Origin of the sequence: Geodermatophilus dictyosporus, from assembly GCF_900115505.1 — a bacterium.
Classification (GTDB): Bacteria; Actinomycetota; Actinomycetes; order Mycobacteriales; family Geodermatophilaceae; genus Geodermatophilus; species Geodermatophilus dictyosporus.
In genome coordinates, this window is the sequence record NZ_FOWQ01000004.1 from 26,004 (window position 1) to 41,928 (window position 15,925).

A 15,925-nucleotide genomic window follows, 5' to 3' on the forward strand; every position below is an offset into this window, starting at 1 on the left:
GTCGGGCCCGGGTGGGTCCGGGGGTCACAGTGCCCGTCAGGGCAGGCGGAACACCTGGCCGGCGAAGGTCAGGCCCGCGCCGTAGCCGAGGACGAGGGCGAGGTCGCCGCTCTTGGCCTCGCCGGACTCCAGCAGCGCGGTGAGCGCGAGCGGGACCGACGCCGCCGAGGTGTTGCCCGACTGCACGACGTCGCGGGCGACGACCGTCTTCTCGCCGAAGCCGAGCTTCCTGGTCATCGACTCCACGATGCGCAGGTTGGCCTGGTGCGGGGCGAACACGTCGATGTCGCCGGGGCCGACGCCGGCGGCCTCCATCGCCTCGACGAGGGTGTCGGTGAGCTTGGTGGTGGCCCAGCGGTAGACCGCCTGGCCGGCCATGGTCATCGTCGAGCTGCCCGCGGCGATCTCGATGGCGTTGTACTGGTCGCCGTCGCTGCCCCAGACCACCGGCCCGATCCCGGGCTCCTCGGAGGCGCCGATGACCGCGGCACCGGCGCCGTCGGCGAAGATGACCGCCGTCGAGCGGTCGGTCTGGTCGGTGACGTCGGTGAGCCGCTCGACGCCCACGACCAGCGCGTTGCGGGCCGAGCCGCCGCGGATGGCGTCGGAGGCCACCCCGAGGGCGTAGCAGAAGCCGGCGCAGCCGGCGTTGAGGTCGAAGGCCCCCGGCCGCGGGATGCCCAGGCGGTGGGCGACCTGCGGGCCGATGCCGGGGATCGGGGCCCGCAGGCTCGCGCTGGCCAGCACGACCAGGTCGACCTCGTCGGGCGCCAGGCCGCTGGCGGCCAGCGCCTTGCCGCCGGCGGCGACGGCCATCTCGACCAGCGTCTCGTCGTCGGAGGCCCAGCGGCGCTCGGCGATGCCCACGCGGCTCTGGATCCACTCGTCGTTGGTCTCCATGACCTGGGCGAGCTCGTGGTTGGTCACCCGCCGGCGGGGCCGGTAGGAACCCAGGCCGAGGACGCGGGTGCCGGGGGCACCCTTCTTCAGGTGGATGGTCACGCGGAGACCTCCGGGTAGAGACGGGCGAGGGGGTCGCCGGCGTCGACCAGGTCGCCGTCCTGGACCAGCCACTCGGCGAGGACGCCGTCGTAGCCGGCCGAGACGTCGGCCTCCCCACGGCGGCTGCGGATGCGGCCCAGCGGCGTGCCGGCCGGCAGCCGGGTGCCCTCGGCGACGTCGGCCGGGCTGACCGTGCCGCGGACGGGGGAGACGACGACCCGCCAGTCGGGCTGGTGCTCGGGCTCGGGCCGGCCGCGGGCGGCGTCGATGAGGGCGCGGGCGCGGTCGAGGTCGCCGGGACCCGACAGCGCCAGCACCTCGACGTCGGCACCCTTCCACTCGCGCTTGGCCAGGCCGGCCAGCGCGCCGGCGGGCGGGAGCTCGATCGCCGCGGTGACACCGAGCTCGCGCAGCGTCGTCAGGCACGCGTCGAAGTGCACCGGGCTGGTGACCTGGCTGACCAGGCGGGAGAGCACCTCGGCGCCGGAGGGGACCGCCGCGCCGTCGGCGTTGGACAGCAGCAGGCGGCTGGGGTCGGCCGGCCGCAGGCCCCCGACGAGCCCCTCGAGCTCCTCGCGGGCCGGTGCCATGTAGGAGGTGTGGAAGGCGCCGGCCACCGACAGCGGCAGGACGCGGGCCCCGGCCGGCGGGGCGGCCTTGAGCGCGGCGAGGCCCTCGAGCGGCCCGGCGACGACGGTCTGGCCGCCGCCGTTGAGGTTCGCCGCGGCCAGCCCGTGCTGCTCGAGTGCGGCGGCCAGCTCGTCGGGGTCGCCGCCCAGGACGGCGGACATCCCGGTGGGGGTGAGCGCGCACGCGCGGGCCATCGCCCGGCCGCGCACGGCGGTCAGCGCGATCGCGGCCTCGACGGACAGGGCGCCGGCCAGCGCCGCGGCGGTCAGCTCACCGACGCTGTGCCCGGTGATGACGACGTCGCGGCCGGTCTGCGGCGAGTGGGCGACCGGACCGGGCAGGCCGCCGAGCTCGCGGGCGACGAACAGGCTCATCGCGACGACCAGCGGCTGGGTGACCGCGGTGTCCTTGATGGCCTCGGCGTCGCCGGTGGTGCCGAGCGTCAGCAGGTCGGCGTCGGCGATCGCGCCGGCCCAGCGGAAGAAGGACTCGGCGCCGGGCAGCTCCAACCAGGGGGTGAGCATCCCGGGCTTCTGGGCACCCTGTCCGGGGGCGAGGACGGCCAGCACGCCCTCCACCGTCTCAGAGGACACCGGCGCCCGCGCGCTCGCCGGGCACGAAAGCTCACCGGCGTCTTCTGTAGAAACCCTCCAAAGCGAAACCGCAGACGCGCCGTCGCGGACCGTTTCAGTGGTAGGGACCACTTAAGGGGGCGAGGAGGTCCTTCCTCAGTGCCAGAGGGAGCGGCCGCCGTCGAGGTCGGCGAGGACGAGAGCCACCTGGAGCGTCCAGGCGCCGCGGGGGTCGGTGGCCACCTGGCCGGTCAGCTCGGTGGCCCGCCGGAGCCGGTACCGGACGGTGTTGGGGTGCACGAACAGCGCCCGCGCGCTGGCCTCCAGGTTGCCCCCGCCGGCCAGCACGGCGCGCACCGTCTCGAGCACCCCGCCGCCGGCGCCGCGCAGCGGCCGGACCACCCGCTCGGTGAGTGCCGCGCGGGCCAGCGGGTCGCCGTCGAGGGCCCGCTCGGGCAGCAGCGCGTCGGCCCGCACCGGTCGGGGCGCACCGGGCCAGGCGCGGGCGGCCCGCCAGCCGGCCAGCGCCGCGGCGGCCGACCCGCCCGCGGCGCTGAGCCGGTCGACCACCGGGCCGAGCACCACCGGCCCGGGGCCGAACTCCTCGGCCACCCGGTCGGCCGCCGCGCCCACGTCCTCGGCCCCGCCGAGGACGACGACCAGCTGGTCGGCGTGCACCCCGACCATCACCTCGCACGACTGGGAGCGGGCGGCCCGCCGGACGGCGGCGTGCGCGTCGCCGACGTCCGGCGCGGCGCCGACCAGCACGGTCACCGGGCTGGTGTCCGCCCAGCCGAGCGCCGCGGCGCGGCCGGGCAGCTCCTCGGAGCGCTCCCCGCGCACCAGCGCGTCGACCACCAGCGCCTCGAGCCGGGCGTCCCAGGCGCCGCGGTTCTCCGCGAAGCTGGCGTAGACGTGCGCGGTGGCGAACGCGACCTCGCGGCTGTACTGCAGCACCGCCACCCGCAGCGCGTCGACGTCCCCGGGCTCGGCGACGGACTCGACGTGGTCGTCCATCACCTCGGCGGTGAGCTTGACCAGGTCGACGGTGTGCTTGAGCGGCATGACCCGCACCAGCTCGCGGGGCGCGGCGCCGAAGACCTCGCCGGTGAGCCGGGGCGGGCGGCCGGGGTGGCGGCACCACTCGACCAGGGAGGCGATGCCGGCCTGCGCCACCAGCCCCACCCAGGAGCGCTGGTCGGCGGGCAGCATGCGGAACCACGGCAGGTCGTCGTCCATGCGGGCCACGGCGCGGGTGGCGATCGCCCCCGAGGCGCGCTCGAGCCGCCGCAGCGTCGCCGCCGACGGCGGGTGGGCGCTCACCCGGTGGGCCACCCGGTCAGCGTGTCACGACCCGGGGCGTCGGGGAGAGTGGGGGAGTGGAGCCCACAGGACCGGCCACGGCACCGGCCACGGCACCGGCCACCGCGCCGCCCCCCGTCCCGCGCCGGACCCACCGCCGGGTGCGGGCCGCGATCGGCGCCGGTGCCGCCGTCCTGACCGTCCTCGGCGCGGGGGTCCTCACCGGCTTCGCCCCGCAGGTCCGCCTCGACGACGCGGTCAGCCGGTCGCTCTACGCCGGCGACGACCGCACCGCGCTGGTCGGCGGGCTGCTGGAGGTGCTCACCACGCCGGGCGTCACCTGGTTCCGGGTGCTGGTGTTCCTCCCGGCGCTGGTCTGGCTGGTCCGCCGCCGGCTGTGGCGCACGCTGCTGTGGGTGGTCGTCGCGATCACCGCCATCGGCCCGGTGACCACCGCGCTCAAGGAGTTCGCCGGCCGCGCCCGGCCCGCGTTCGAGAACGGCGGGCTGACGTACGAGTCGCTGTCCTACCCGAGCGGCCACTCCTCGGGCATCGCCACGCTGGTCACCGTCGGGCTGGTGCTGGCCTGGCCGCGGCTGACCGCGCCCGCCCGCCGCCTCGCCGTCGTGTCCGGGGTCGCCCTGGCCGTCCTCGTGGGGCTGACCCGGATGTGGCTGGGGGTGCACTTCCTCTCCGACGTCCTCGGCGGCCTGGCGCTGGGGACGGCGTGGTCGCTGGCGGTCGCGCTGGTCGCCCGCGGCCTGCCCGGCGGCGCCGCGGCGCTGCCGGAGCGGGGCGTGCGGCGGTGACCGGCCTCGCCGGGCGCACCCTGCTCGAGCCGGGCGACGGGTCGCTGGGCCCGCTGCTGCGGGTCACCGACGACCGGCTGGCACCGGCCACCGGATACGGCCGCCACGAGCACCGGGCCGTCGACGTCGTCGCGGTGGTGCTGGCCGGCTCGCTCACCCACGCCTGGGAGGAGGGTGCGCCGATGGCCGCCGGCGACGTCGGCGTGCTGCGGGCCGGCACCGGGCTGGCGCACGACGAGGTGGCCGGTCCCGACGGGGCGCGCGTCGTGCAGACGTACCTGCGGGCGGCCGACCCCGCCGCGCCGCCGTCGCACGCGGTGCTACGAGCCGCGCGGGGCTGGGTCGACCTGGGCCGGCCCGACGCCCGGCTGTGGGTCGGGGACGACGGCCCCGGGGTGCCCGACGGCGTGGTCCTGCGCCCGGACGCCGGCCCCGTCCTGGTCTGGCGGGTGGACAGGAGCCGGCCGTCCTGGAGCGAGGGCTGAGCGACCGCCGGGAAGGCCGCCGCCGGCGTGGTGTAGACCCGCAGGCGAACCGTTCCCTGCCACCCGGAGGTCCCTCCCCATGACGACCGACGCCCCGCGCGAGGACCTCCTCGCCGGCCTGTCGTTCCCACCCGGCTTCGTCTTCGGCGCCGCGACCGCGGCGTACCAGATCGAGGGCGCCGTCGACGAGGACGGACGGGGGCGGTCGATCTGGGACACCTTCAGCCACACCCCGGGCCGCGTGTTCGAGGGCCACACCGGCGACGTCGCCGTCGACCACTACCACCGCTACCGCGACGACGTCGCACTCATGGCCGACCTGGGGCTGTCGGCCTACCGGTTCTCCGTCGCCTGGCCGCGGGTGCTGCCCGAGGGTGGCGGCCGGGTCGAGCAGCGCGGCCTGGACTTCTACCGCCGCCTGGTCGACGCCCTGCTGGAGGCCGGCGTCGACCCCTGGCTGACCCTCTACCACTGGGACCTGCCGCAGGCGCTGCAGGACCGCGGCGGGTGGGCCGACCGGGACACCGCGGCCCGCTTCGCCGACTACGCCGCCGTCGTCGTCGACGCCCTCGGTGACCGGGTGCGGCACTGGTCCACCCTCAACGAGCCGATGGTCAGCGCGCTGCTCGGCCACGTGGCGGGGGAGCACGCCCCGGGCCTGCAGGACCCGGTCGCCGGGGCCCGCGCCGTGCACCACCTGCTGCTGGGCCACGGCCTGGCCGCCGCCCGGCTGCGGGAGGCCGGCGTGGCCGACCTCGGCATCACGCTCAACTTCACCCCGATGCGCCCGGCGAGCGACGCGCCAGCTGACGTCGACGCCGCCCGCCGGCTCGACGGGCAGCAGAACCGGGTGTTCTTGGAGCCGGTCGTGCACGGCGCCTACCCGGCCGACGTCGTCGCCGACCTCGAGGCCGCGGGCGCCCCGCTGCCCGTGCGCGACGGCGACCTCGAGGTGATCGCCGCGCCGCTGGACTGGCTGGGCGTCAACTACTACTTCGAGAACACCGTGCAGGCCGGCCCGCGGCCGGCGGGCAAGGGGCCCTCGCCGTTCATCGGCGGGCACGACGTGGTGGAGCTCGACCCCGAGGGGCCGACGACGACCATGGGCTGGGGGATCAGCCCGGACGCCTTCACCGAGGTGCTGCTGTGGCTCGGCGAGCGCGCGCCGGGCCTGCCGCTGGTGGTCACCGAGAACGGCTCCGCGTGGGCGGACGAGGTCGACGCCGAGGGCGCCGTGCACGACCCCGAGCGGGTCGACTACCTGGTCCGCCACCTCGCCGCGGTGACCGCGGCGGTCGACCGCGGCGCCGACGTCCGCGGCTACTTCGCCTGGTCGCTGCTGGACAACTTCGAGTGGGCTCGCGGGTACGCGCAGCGCTTCGGCCTGGTGCACGTCGACTACGCCACCCAGCGGCGGACGGTGAAGGACAGCGGCCTGCTCTACGCCGAGCTGCTCCGCCGCCACCGCGAGCGGGCCTGACCGGGGGCGCCGGGCGCGGACCGCGGCGCCCGGCGCGCCTCAGACCAGGGCGACGACGTCGGCGGCGCAGCCCCAGGAGAGGGTGACGCCCGCGCCGCCGTGGCCGTAGCAGGCGACGACGGGCCGGCCCGCTCCCGGCACGCGCTCGAGCCGGACGGTGGGCCGGCCCGGCCGCAGCCCGACCTGGCGGGACAGCACCGGGGCCTCCCGCAGCTCGGGGACCAGCGCCCGTGCCCGCACGAGCACGGCGGCCTCGACGTCCGGGTCGGGCTCGGTGCCGGTGGCGCCCTCCACGGCCGTGCCGCCGCAGACGACGTCGTGGCCGCGGGGGATCACGTAGGTGAGCCCGCCGGGCCCGTCCTCGTCGAGCAGCCAGTCGGTCAGGCCGGGATCGGCCAGCCGCACCACCTGCCCCTGCACCGGGACACCGCTGTCGTCGCCCAGCAGGGGACCCGAGGCCAGTCCCGCGGCCACGACGAGCACGTCGCCCGGGACGTCGTCGAGCCGGTCCACCCGCCGGCGGACGACCTCCACCCCGGCCGACCGGACGGCGCCGGCCAGCCACGGCAGGTACCGGACCGTGTCGACGACCGGCACCGTGCAGCGGGTGCCGCCGGGCACCCCGGGCGGCAGCTCGGCGGCCGCGGCGGGCCGGTGGGGCAGCCCGGCGCTCCACCACAGGTCGGGTCCCGGGGTGCGGTGCACGACGGTGCCGGGCCGCAGGGTCACCCCGGTGGCCGGGTCGCCGGCGAGGGCGGTGAAGACGGCCCGCGAGGCGAGGCCCCAGCGGAGGACCGCGTCCAGCGGCGCGGCCCGGTAGGGGAACCAGAGCGCCGCGGCCACGGCCGAGGTGGTGGCCTCCGGCGGGTCGGCGGCGACCACCTGCACCCGGTGGCCGGCCCGCGCCAGCTCGAGGGCGCAGGTCAGGCCGATGACCCCGCCGCCGACGACGGCGACCCGCAGGCCCGGGTCGCCGTCGCCGGGTCGCCTCACGTCGCGGGGCTGGGGTCCGACCGCTGGTCCTCCGGCGCCTTGCGGACGTCGCGGATCTGGTACTTCGCCACCGCCTCGCGCACCGTCGCCCGGTCGAGCTGGCCGCGGTCGGCCAGCGAGGCCAGCGTGCGGACGACGATGCTCTCGGCGTCCACGTGGAAGTGCCGCCGCAGCGCCGGGCGGGTGTCGGACAGGCCGAACCCGTCGGTGCCCAGCGTCGACATGCCGCCGGGGACGAACGGGGCGATGAGGTCGGGGACCGCCTTCATCCAGTCCGACACCGCCACGACCGGACCCTCGGTGTCCCCCAGCCGCTGGGTCACGTAGGGCACCTGCGGCTCGTCCTCCGGGTGGAGGAGGTTGTGCTCGGTGACCTCGTCGGCCTGGCGGCGCAGCTCCGTCCACGACGTCACCGACCACACGTCGGCCGACACGCCCCAGTCCTCGCGCAGCAGCTCCTGTGCGCGCAGCGCCCACGGCACCGCCACCCCGGAGGCCAGCACCTGCGCCCTGGGGCCCTCGCCCTGGCCGGGCGCGTACAGGTACATGCCCGCGAGCAGGCCCTGGACGTCGAGGCCCTCGGGCTCGGCCGGCTGGTGGAACGGCTCGTTGTAGACCGTCAGGTAGTACATGACGTCGGGGCTGCGGTGCCCGCCCAGCGGCGCGCCCGGGTCCTCGCCGTACATGCGGGCGAGGGCGTCCTTGGTGATGTGCCCGACCTCGTAGGAGAAGGCCGGGTCGTAGGACACGACCCCCGGGTTGGTGTGCGCCAGCAGCAGCGAGTGGCCGTCCTCGTGCTGCAGGCCCTCGCCGTTGAGCGTCGTCCGGCCGGCGGTGGCGCCGAGCAGGAAGCCTCGCGTCATCTGGTCGGCGGCGGCCCAGAGGCCGTCACCGGTCCGCTGGAACCCGAACATCGAGTAGAAGATGTAGATCGGGATCATCGGCTCGCCGTGCGTGGCGTACGACGTGCCGACGGCGGTGAACGACGCCGTCGAGCCGGCCTCGTTGATGCCCTCGTGCAGGATCTGGCCCTGCTCGGACTCCTTGTAGGCCAGCATCAGCTCGCGGTCGACCGAGGTGTAGCGCTGGCCGGCCGGGTTGTAGATCTTCTGCGACGGGAACAGCGAGTCCATCCCGAAGGTGCGCGCCTCGTCGGGGATGACCGGCACGAACCGCGGGCCGAGCTCCTTGTCCTTGAGCAGCTCCTTGAGCAGGCGGACGAACGCCATCGTCGTCGCCACCTCCTGCTTGCCCGAGCCGCGGCGCAGCACGTCGAGCGCCTTGTCGTCGGGCGCCTTGAGCTGCTTGAACTCCGAGCGCCGCCGCGGCACCGCCCCGCCCAGGGCCCGCCGCCGGTCGAGCATGTACTGCATCTCGTCGGAGTTCGGGTCGGGCTTGTAGTAGGGCGGCAGGGTCTTGTCGAGCTGCTCGTCGGGGATGGGCAGGTAGAGCCGGTCGCGGAAGCCGGCGAGGTCCTCGGCGGTCAGCTTCTTCATCTGGTGGGTCGAGTTGCGGCCCTCGAAGTGGCTGCCCAGCGTCCAGCCCTTGATGGTCTTGGCGAGGATGACCGTGGGCTGGCCCTTGTGCTCCACCGCCGCCTTGAACGCCGCGTAGACCTTGCGGTAGTCGTGCCCGCCGCGGGAGAGGTCCCAGATCTCCTTGTCGCTCATGCCCTCGACGAGCTTGCGGGTGCGCGGGTCCCGGCCGAAGAAGTGCTCCCGGACGAAGGCGCCGTCCTCGGCCTTGTAGGTCTGGTAGTCGCCGTCGGGCGTCTGGTTCATGAGGTTGACCAGGGCGCCGTCGCGGTCGGCGGCCAGCAGCGGGTCCCACTCCCGGCCCCAGATCACCTTGACGACGTTCCAGCCCGCGCCGCGGAAGAACGACTCCATCTCCTGGATGATCTTGCCGTTGCCGCGCACCGGTCCGTCGAGCCGCTGCAGGTTGCAGTTGATGACGAACGTGAGGTTGTCCAGCTCCTCGCGGGCGGCCAGGCCGATGGCGCCGAGCGACTCGGGCTCGTCCATCTCGCCGTCGCCGAGGAAGGCCCACACGTGCTGGTCGGAGGTGTCCTTGATGCCGCGCTTCTCGAGGTAGCGGTTGAACCGCGCCTGGTAGATGGCGTTGAGCGGGCCCAGGCCCATCGAGACGGTCGGGAACTCCCAGAAGTCCGACATCAGCCGGGGGTGCGGGTAGCTCGACAGCCCGCCGCCGGGGTGGCTGACCTCCTGCCGGAAGCCGTCGAGCTGCTCCTCGGAGAGCCGGCCCTCGAGGAAGGCGCGGGCGTAGATGCCGGGGGAGGCGTGGCCCTGGAACCAGATCTGGTCGCCGCCGCCGGGGTGGTCCTTGCCGCGGAAGAAGTGGTTGAAGCCGACCTCGTACAGGGAGGCCGAGCTGGCGTAGGAGGAGATGTGCCCGCCGACGGCGATCCCGGGCCGCTGTGCGCGGTGGACCATGATCGCGGCGTTCCACCGGATGTAGGCGCGGATGCGCCGCTCGACGTCCTCGTCGCCGGGGAACCACGGCTCCCGCTCGGGCGGGATCGTGTTGATGTAGTCGGTGCTGCGGAGGGCCGGGACGCCGACCTGCTGCTCGCGGCTGCGCTGCAGCATCTTCAGCATCAGGTAGCGGGCCCGCCCGCGGCCTGCGTGCTCGACGACGCTGTCGAGCGACTCCACCCACTCCTGGGTCTCGTCGGGATCGGTGTCGACCAGCTGGCTGGGGAGTCCGTCGGTGATGACCGCGCGGGGCTGGCCGGCGTCGCGGGTGGGGTCCCCACCCTGCTGCGGTGCGCTCATGCCCCCATCGTCGCGCGTCCGGGCGGTCTGCGTCACGCCAGCGCAGCGCATCGGTGGCGTACCGCCCGGTACCGGCACGGCCGGTCCTCGCGGAGCGCTTGCGCCTGACCAGGCATGGCCTACGCTCCTGCCCACGCGGACCGACGCCGTCGGCCCCGCGCGGCCGGGCAGGAGAGGGGTGACATGACCAGGCAGCGGGTCACAGCCCCGCCGGTCGTGTCCGCCGTCAGCCCCCACAGACCGCCACGTGCGCCCGACCACCGGCGCCCCGCCTGCGCCGGCCCCGGGTCGGCGGCCATCGATCCTCCGGAGGAACAGCAGGGATGAGCGTCGACTCGGGCACCGCCGGCATGGCGGCCCGGTTGGGCATCAAGACGGGCATGGTCGTGCAGGAGCTCGGCTGGGACGAGGACGCCGACGAGGACCTGCGCGACTCCATCGTCGAGGCCTCCGGCAGCGAGATGGTCGACGAGGACACCGACGAGGTCGCCGACGTCGTCGTCCTCTGGTGGCGGGAGGACGACGGCGACCTGTTCGACGCGCTGACCGACGCCCTCACCTCGCTGGCCGACGACGGCGTCGTCTGGCTGCTGGTCCCCAAGTCCGGCCGGCCGGGCCACGTCGCGCCCGGCGACGTCACCGAGGTGGCGCCGACCGCGGGCCTGTCGCAGACCAGCAGCATCTCCGCGGCGAAGGACTGGTCGGGCATCCGGCTCGTCACGCCGAAGGCGGCCCGCAGCCGCCGGTGATCGAAGGACCCCCTCGCCCCCACGCCTCGCTCCGCTCGGCGCGGGCCCCGGCGAGGGGGCCGTTCCAGCACGTCGCCGAGGGTGGGGCACGATCAGGCTCATGAGTCTCTCCGTCGGCGACGTCGCGCCCGAGTTCAGCCTCCCCGACCAGGACCGCCAGGTCGTCTCCCTCGCCGAGCTGCGGGGCCGGCCGGTGCTGGTCGTCTTCTACCCGTTCGCCTTCTCCGGCATCTGCACCGGTGAGCTCTGCCAGCTGCGCGACGAGCTGGCCACCTACACCGACGCCGGCGTGACCGTGGTGGCCATCAGCACCGACCCGGTGTTCAGCCTCAAGGCGTTCAAGGCGCAGGAGGGCCTGGAGTTCCCGCTGCTCAGCGACTTCTGGCCGCACGGCGCCACCGCCCAGGCCTACGGCGTGTTCAACGACAAGGCCGGCATGGCTGTGCGCGGCACCTTCCTCGTCGACGCCGAGGGCAGGGTCGCCTTCGCCGAGGTCAACCAGCCCGGCGACGCGCGCGAGCAGTCGGGCTGGAAGGACGCCGTCGCCAAGATCGCGGCCTGACCAAGGACCCCCGCTACCCCCCCCCCCCCGCCACTCGCACGCTCGCGGCGGGACCCTGTAGCGGGGCCGCCACCCGGACCCACCGCCCGGGGCCACCTACCCTGGGCGGGCGGGGCGCGTAGCTCAGCGGGAGAGCTCTCGCCTTACAAGCGAGCGGTCGCAGGTTCGATCCCTGCCGCGCCCACACATCTCTTCCCTTTGATGCGCAACGTCACCGGTGACGCTGCGGTGACGGCAGCCGCTCTATCTTGCCGCACTGGTGGATCCTCGCGGAGGACCGCCAAGTGGATGGGGGTGTCCGCTCCCTCGCGGAGCAACGTTGTAGGAGCAGCCTCATGGCTCAGCGCCTACCCGAGGAGGGGCCAACCTCTGGCCCTAACCCGTTGGCTCTCGGAGCCGCCAGGGCGGCTGCTGTTGGTGCCGTCGCCTACGGCGTCGCAGACGGTATTGGCCTGCCTAGTGATAAGGCTGTCGTGGTCGGCGGTGCAGCAGCCGCCGTGGACGGAGCCGCCGGAGCTGCCGGCGCTATCCGACGTCGGATGCGTGGCACGCCCAGTCGATCGGAGGTCGAGGCGTGGCGCGGCGTTAGGGAGTACATGATTCTCATCGATAAACGCATAAAGGAAGAGTCCACACCTGAAGATGTATCGGAGTACATCGCTAGGATCAGTGAATATCAGCGAAGAATAGACGCATTTCAAGACGATGGGGCGTCGGCCGCCCTCACTAGTCCGATAAGAACACCACTCACCCAACCTCTTCGTATTCGACTCAGTCGTCCTCGTGAAACTGCTTCAGATGGGGCACGCAGACCGGATGCCCGCTGCACTCCTTCGGGTTGTCATTCAGGGGGCAGTTGTCCCTGGTGCTTGTCGACATGGGCGAGCACCCTTCCTCCGGGTCAGCGACGGTGGGATCGATGGGAACTGTCGCGGTGAAGGCGCAGGTCGGCATAGCTCGACGCTGACACCATTAGCCCACCGTCTACCCTGCGCGGTAGTGGACCGACGTGGCTGGGCGCGCATATGACTAGCAGGCATCCTTGGGTCTGCCCGTCGAGAGGGTGGTCACCGCCTCGCTGGGACGACGCCGAGTGCCAAACCGACCGATTGGCGTCTTCACCAGCGACCGGGCTGCCGTCCGAGGCCACCTGCCAAGTGGGCCTCGGCTTCCAGCCGCCCTCGTCCGCATCCGGGCTTGCCGCGAGCTGACCGACAGGGGAAGCCCAAGGCCCCCTGCCCGAAATCGGACAGGGGGCCTCGGAGCCGGGCGTCAGAACCTCAGGACTGCAACTCGTAAGTGAAGGTCGCCGGGTCACCCTCCAGATCCTCGCTGGACAGCAGGGTCACTGTGGCCGTCACTCCGGCCTCGACATCATTCGCCGCGCCCACCGCGCTACCCACCAGAGAGCCGTCCGGCCCGAGCACCGTGATCGTGAAGAAGGCCGACCGGGTGCTGCTCTCGTTGTTGGTGATCCGCGCGGTCAGCGAGTTGACCAGGCCGGTCTCCACCTGAACCTCACCGAGTACCCAGCCGTCGTCCTCCAGCGGGTCATCCTGGGGAGGTGCCGGTGCCGGTGCCGGTGCCGGTGGCTCAGCCGCCGACCCTCCGCTGTCGGCGGGCTGCTCGGCGGTGGGCGTAGTGGGGTCGGCCGCCGAGGTTTCGCCGTCTCCGCCGCCTCCGGCCGCCGCCGCGATGATGATCACGGCCAGTCCAGCCAACAGCCAGAACCAGACGCGCTTGTAGATCGACTTCTTCGGCGGCGGTCCCTGCGGCGGCATCTGCGGGGCCATCCCCGGGGGCGGCCCGTAGCCCTGCTGAGGGCCGTAGCCCTGCTGAGGGCCGTAGCCCTGCTGAGGGCCGTAGCCCTGCTGAGGGCCGTGATTATGGGGGGTGCTCATGGTGGTGTTCCGATCGGTGGTGGGCTGGAAGCGAGGACGATGACGTTGGTCCTGTACTCCCGACCGCCTGTCGCTCGCTGAGAGGGAAACGTCCGGTTCTGTATCGGCGACCTGACGGGAAGTTTGACCGGAATCTGGCAACGGCGCTGCTGACCGGGAGGTCGTCCTCTCGCATGCGTTCAACTGACGTTGAGGGGGCCGACCGGCGTCAAGTGGGAGACCGTCCTCACGAGTGAAGTAGGCAAGTGCTCCTCAGCAGCAAAGCCCGCCCGCACAGGCATTCACTCAACCGGGTCAAATCCCCAGGGCGCAGACACCGCTGTAACACTTGCACAGTCAGACCACTCTGCCCTGCAAAAGCGCAGGTCAGCACAGCGTTCAAGCTCTGCCTGCTTACAAGCGAGCGGTTGCAGGTTCGATCCCTGCCGCGCCCACCACGGACCCCCACCGCGCCAGGTGCCCGTCGTCGACCTGTGGTCGTCTCCGGTGGGTCGAGGCGACCGCAGGTCGACGTCCGGCGGTGTCGAGGTGCGGCGCGTCGTCGTCACCCGGCCCGGGTGACCGCGGTCCGGCGCACCCCGGCGCGGGCGGGGACCCTCAGGCGGCCGTGGCGGTGCGGGGGAGCGCCGTCGGGACGTCCGGGCGCGGGAAGCAGGGGCGCAGCGCCAGCGGCGCGCGGAAGGGCCGCCAGGTGCCCTCGGGCTGGGCGAGCCGGTCGGCCACCGCGTAGATGACCGCCGGGTGGTGGCCCATCCCCAGGTGGCTGGCGTAGACGGCGATGTTCTCCGTCTGCGGGGAGAGCCGGTCCAGGCACGCCTGCCAGGCGACGATCCCGTCGTGGTGGGAGTAGATCGAGGTGGCCGGTACCTGCAGCGGCGTCGCCTCGCTCGCCAGCGGCAGCGTGCGCCGCTCCACGTGCAGGTGCGAGTAGCGCTCGAAGACCCGGTTCGCCCGGGTCTGGCTGTCGCGCTGCAGCGCGAACGGGCTGCCCAGGGTGATCACCTGGCGCACCGAGTCGGGCACCTTGCGGGCCAGGTCGCGGGCGAAGATGCCGCCCAGGCTCCAGCCGACCAGGCTGATCGGCCGGCCGTAGCGGTCGCTGAGGTCGTCGATGCGGCGGGCCATGCCCTCGACGCACTCGGCGGTCGGGCCGATGTTGCGGCCCAGCCGCCAGCCGTGCACCCGGTAGCCCAGCCGGCGCAGCGTGCGGCGCAGGGTGCGGGTGGAGGCGTCGTCGGCCATCAGGCCGGGCAGCACGAGCACGGGGTGCCCGTCGCCGACCGGCAGGCGCGGGAGCAGCGGTCGGGCCGCGAGGTAGAGCCCGTAGTCCGCGCAGGCCCGGCCGACCTCGGTGAGGTACAGCGGCAGGCCCGGGCCCTCGTACTGGTGTCGCGACACGTCGTCCTCCTCGCCGGCGGCCCGTCCGGCCTCCGTACGCTCCGGTACCACGGTCCCGCTCCGGTCACACCTGACCGTGGCGGCGCGCGGCCGCGGCGCGGCCGACTTGTGGCTCGCGCCACAGCCGTCGCACCCACCCCACGGCGCCTGCGGGCAGGGGGCGTGGAACCGTACGGACGGCGCACGCGGCGGGAGGAGCACAGGTGGAGCAGCCCGGGACGGGCCGGACCGTCGACCTCGGCGGTCCGGTGCACGTGGTCGACTACGGCGGTGCCGACGACGGCCCGGCCGTGGTCCTGGTGCACGGGCTGGGCGGCTCGCACGGCAACTGGGACCTGCTCGCCCCGCTGCTGACGCCGACGGCCCGGGTGTGGGCCCTGGACCTGCCCGGCTTCGGCCGCAGCGAGCCCGGCAGGCGGCGGACGACGGTGCAGGCGAACGTCGGCGTGCTGCGGGACTTCCTGCGCGAGGTGGTCGGCGAGCCGGCCGTGCTGGTCGGCAACTCGATGGGCGGGATGGTCTCGCTGTTCACCGCCGCGGCCGAGCGCGACCGCGTCGCCGGGCTGGTGCTGCTCGACCCCGCGCTGCCCGGCGGGCGCCGCCGCCTCGATCCGCTCGTGGCGGCGACCTTCGCGCTCTACGCCGTCCCGGGCGTGGGGGAGCGGGTGCTGCGGCTGCGCCGGTCGCGGCAGACGCCGCTGACCCGGGTCCGCGCGATGCTGGAGCTGGTGGGCGTCGACCCCGACGAGCTGCCCGCGCCGGTGGTCGACCGGGCGGTCACCCTCCTCGAGCAGCGGGAGGACGTCGCCGGCATGGACCGGGCGTTCCTGACCGCGGCCCGCTCGCTGCTGGGGATCCTCCTCGACCCGCGCCACTACCGGGCGGCCATGGCCCGCGTCGCCGCCCCGGTGCTGCTGGTGCAGGGCGACCGCGACCGGCTGGTGCCCGTGGACGCCGCCCGCGAGGTGGCCCGCCAGCACCCGCACTGGCGTTACGAGGAGCTGGCCGGCGTCGGGCACGTGCCGCAGCTGCAGGTGCCCGACCGCCTGGCCGCCCTCGTCCTCTCGTGGCTGGGGGAGTCCGTCAGCGGTCCCGCAGCTCGGTCGTGAGCCCCGTCCCCTCGCTTCGGGCACGGTGCCGCCCCGCTGCAGGCCGGCCGAGCGCAGCCCCGCCGCCACCCGGGCCGGGAGCTGGCCGACCCGGCCGTGGCCGAGGGTCAGCGGGCCGAGCCGCGGCATCGGCTCGTC

At 74.3% G+C, this 15,925-nt stretch carries 13 protein-coding genes and 1 tRNA gene; 7 read left to right on the plus strand and 7 right to left on the minus strand.

Annotated elements, in window-relative coordinates; genetic code table 11:
* Positions 1–36: 36 nt before the first annotated feature.
* From BMZ33_RS10810 to BMZ33_RS10820, 3 genes are all read right to left on the minus strand, one after another.
* Entirely contained in the window at positions 37–1,002 is a 966-nt protein-coding gene (locus BMZ33_RS10810) for a beta-ketoacyl-ACP synthase III (protein WP_169064160.1), read from the minus strand.
* Entirely contained in the window at positions 999–2,225 is a 1,227-nt protein-coding gene (locus tag BMZ33_RS10815; protein WP_169064161.1) for an acyltransferase domain-containing protein, read from the minus strand. The genes BMZ33_RS10810 and BMZ33_RS10815 overlap by 4 nt, the downstream gene beginning before the upstream one ends.
* A gap of 135 nt (positions 2,226–2,360) precedes the next feature.
* Positions 2,361–3,539 (minus strand): PucR family transcriptional regulator, encoded by a 1,179-nt coding sequence (locus BMZ33_RS10820; protein ID WP_091109971.1) that lies wholly within the window; start codon positions 3,537–3,539, stop codon positions 2,361–2,363.
* A 128-nt stretch (positions 3,540–3,667) separates the two neighbouring features.
* Here BMZ33_RS10820 and BMZ33_RS10825 point away from each other — a divergent pair, with 128 nt between their 5' ends.
* The 3 genes from BMZ33_RS10825 to BMZ33_RS10835 all read left to right on the plus strand — a co-directional run bounded on the left by BMZ33_RS10825 (position 3,668) and on the right by BMZ33_RS10835 (position 6,280).
* Positions 3,668–4,315: a phosphatase PAP2 family protein gene (locus tag BMZ33_RS10825; RefSeq protein ID WP_091110859.1), complete on the plus strand. Its 648-nt coding sequence runs from the start codon at positions 3,668–3,670 to the stop codon at positions 4,313–4,315.
* Complete coding sequence (locus BMZ33_RS10830; RefSeq protein ID WP_091109973.1) at positions 4,312–4,800, plus strand: pirin family protein; 489 nt, start codon at positions 4,312–4,314, stop codon at positions 4,798–4,800. The genes BMZ33_RS10825 and BMZ33_RS10830 overlap by 4 nt, the downstream gene beginning before the upstream one ends.
* A 79-nt stretch (positions 4,801–4,879) precedes the next feature.
* A complete protein-coding gene (locus tag BMZ33_RS10835; RefSeq protein ID WP_091109975.1) occupies positions 4,880–6,280 on the plus strand; it encodes a GH1 family beta-glucosidase in 1,401 nt (466 codons plus the stop codon).
* Between the two features lie 39 nt (positions 6,281–6,319).
* Here the strand turns inward: BMZ33_RS10835 and BMZ33_RS10840 are convergent, their stop codons facing one another.
* Both BMZ33_RS10840 and aceE read right to left on the minus strand, forming a co-directional pair.
* Positions 6,320–7,273: an FAD-dependent oxidoreductase gene (locus BMZ33_RS10840; RefSeq protein WP_169064162.1), complete on the minus strand. Its 954-nt coding sequence runs from the start codon at positions 7,271–7,273 to the stop codon at positions 6,320–6,322.
* The gene (gene aceE / locus BMZ33_RS10845) at positions 7,270–10,068 is read right to left on the minus strand and encodes a pyruvate dehydrogenase (acetyl-transferring), homodimeric type (RefSeq protein WP_091109978.1); all 2,799 of its coding nucleotides are present in this window, start codon (positions 10,066–10,068) and stop codon (positions 7,270–7,272) included. Before aceE ends, BMZ33_RS10840 begins: the two co-directional genes overlap by 4 nt.
* Positions 10,069–10,391: 323 nt before the next feature.
* On the opposite strand from aceE, the gene BMZ33_RS10850 reads away from it, so the two are divergent.
* From BMZ33_RS10850 to BMZ33_RS10860, 3 genes are all read left to right on the plus strand, one after another.
* Entirely contained in the window at positions 10,392–10,817 is a 426-nt protein-coding gene (locus BMZ33_RS10850) for a DUF3052 domain-containing protein (RefSeq protein ID WP_091109981.1), read from the plus strand.
* A 100-nt stretch (positions 10,818–10,917) separates the two neighbouring features.
* Positions 10,918–11,379, plus strand: a complete 462-nt coding sequence (locus tag BMZ33_RS10855) for a peroxiredoxin (protein ID WP_091109984.1) — start codon at positions 10,918–10,920, stop codon at positions 11,377–11,379.
* Between the two features lie 112 nt (positions 11,380–11,491).
* Positions 11,492–11,563: transfer RNA gene (locus tag BMZ33_RS10860), tRNA-Val, on the plus strand.
* Between the two features lie 1,096 nt (positions 11,564–12,659).
* On the opposite strand, the gene BMZ33_RS10865 is transcribed toward BMZ33_RS10860, so the two are convergent.
* Both BMZ33_RS10865 and BMZ33_RS10870 read right to left on the minus strand, forming a co-directional pair.
* Positions 12,660–13,172, minus strand: a complete 513-nt coding sequence (locus BMZ33_RS10865; RefSeq protein WP_211202853.1) for a hypothetical protein — start codon at positions 13,170–13,172, stop codon at positions 12,660–12,662.
* A 705-nt stretch (positions 13,173–13,877) separates the two neighbouring features.
* The gene (locus BMZ33_RS10870; protein ID WP_169064163.1) at positions 13,878–14,678 is read right to left on the minus strand and encodes an esterase/lipase family protein; all 801 of its coding nucleotides are present in this window, start codon (positions 14,676–14,678) and stop codon (positions 13,878–13,880) included.
* Positions 14,679–14,881: 203 nt separating this feature from the next.
* Here BMZ33_RS10870 and BMZ33_RS10875 point away from each other — a divergent pair, with 203 nt between their 5' ends.
* On the plus strand, positions 14,882–15,787 hold the full coding sequence (locus BMZ33_RS10875; protein WP_169064164.1) for an alpha/beta fold hydrolase: 906 nt from the start codon (positions 14,882–14,884) through the stop codon (positions 15,785–15,787).
* Positions 15,788–15,925 lie beyond the last annotated feature (138 nt).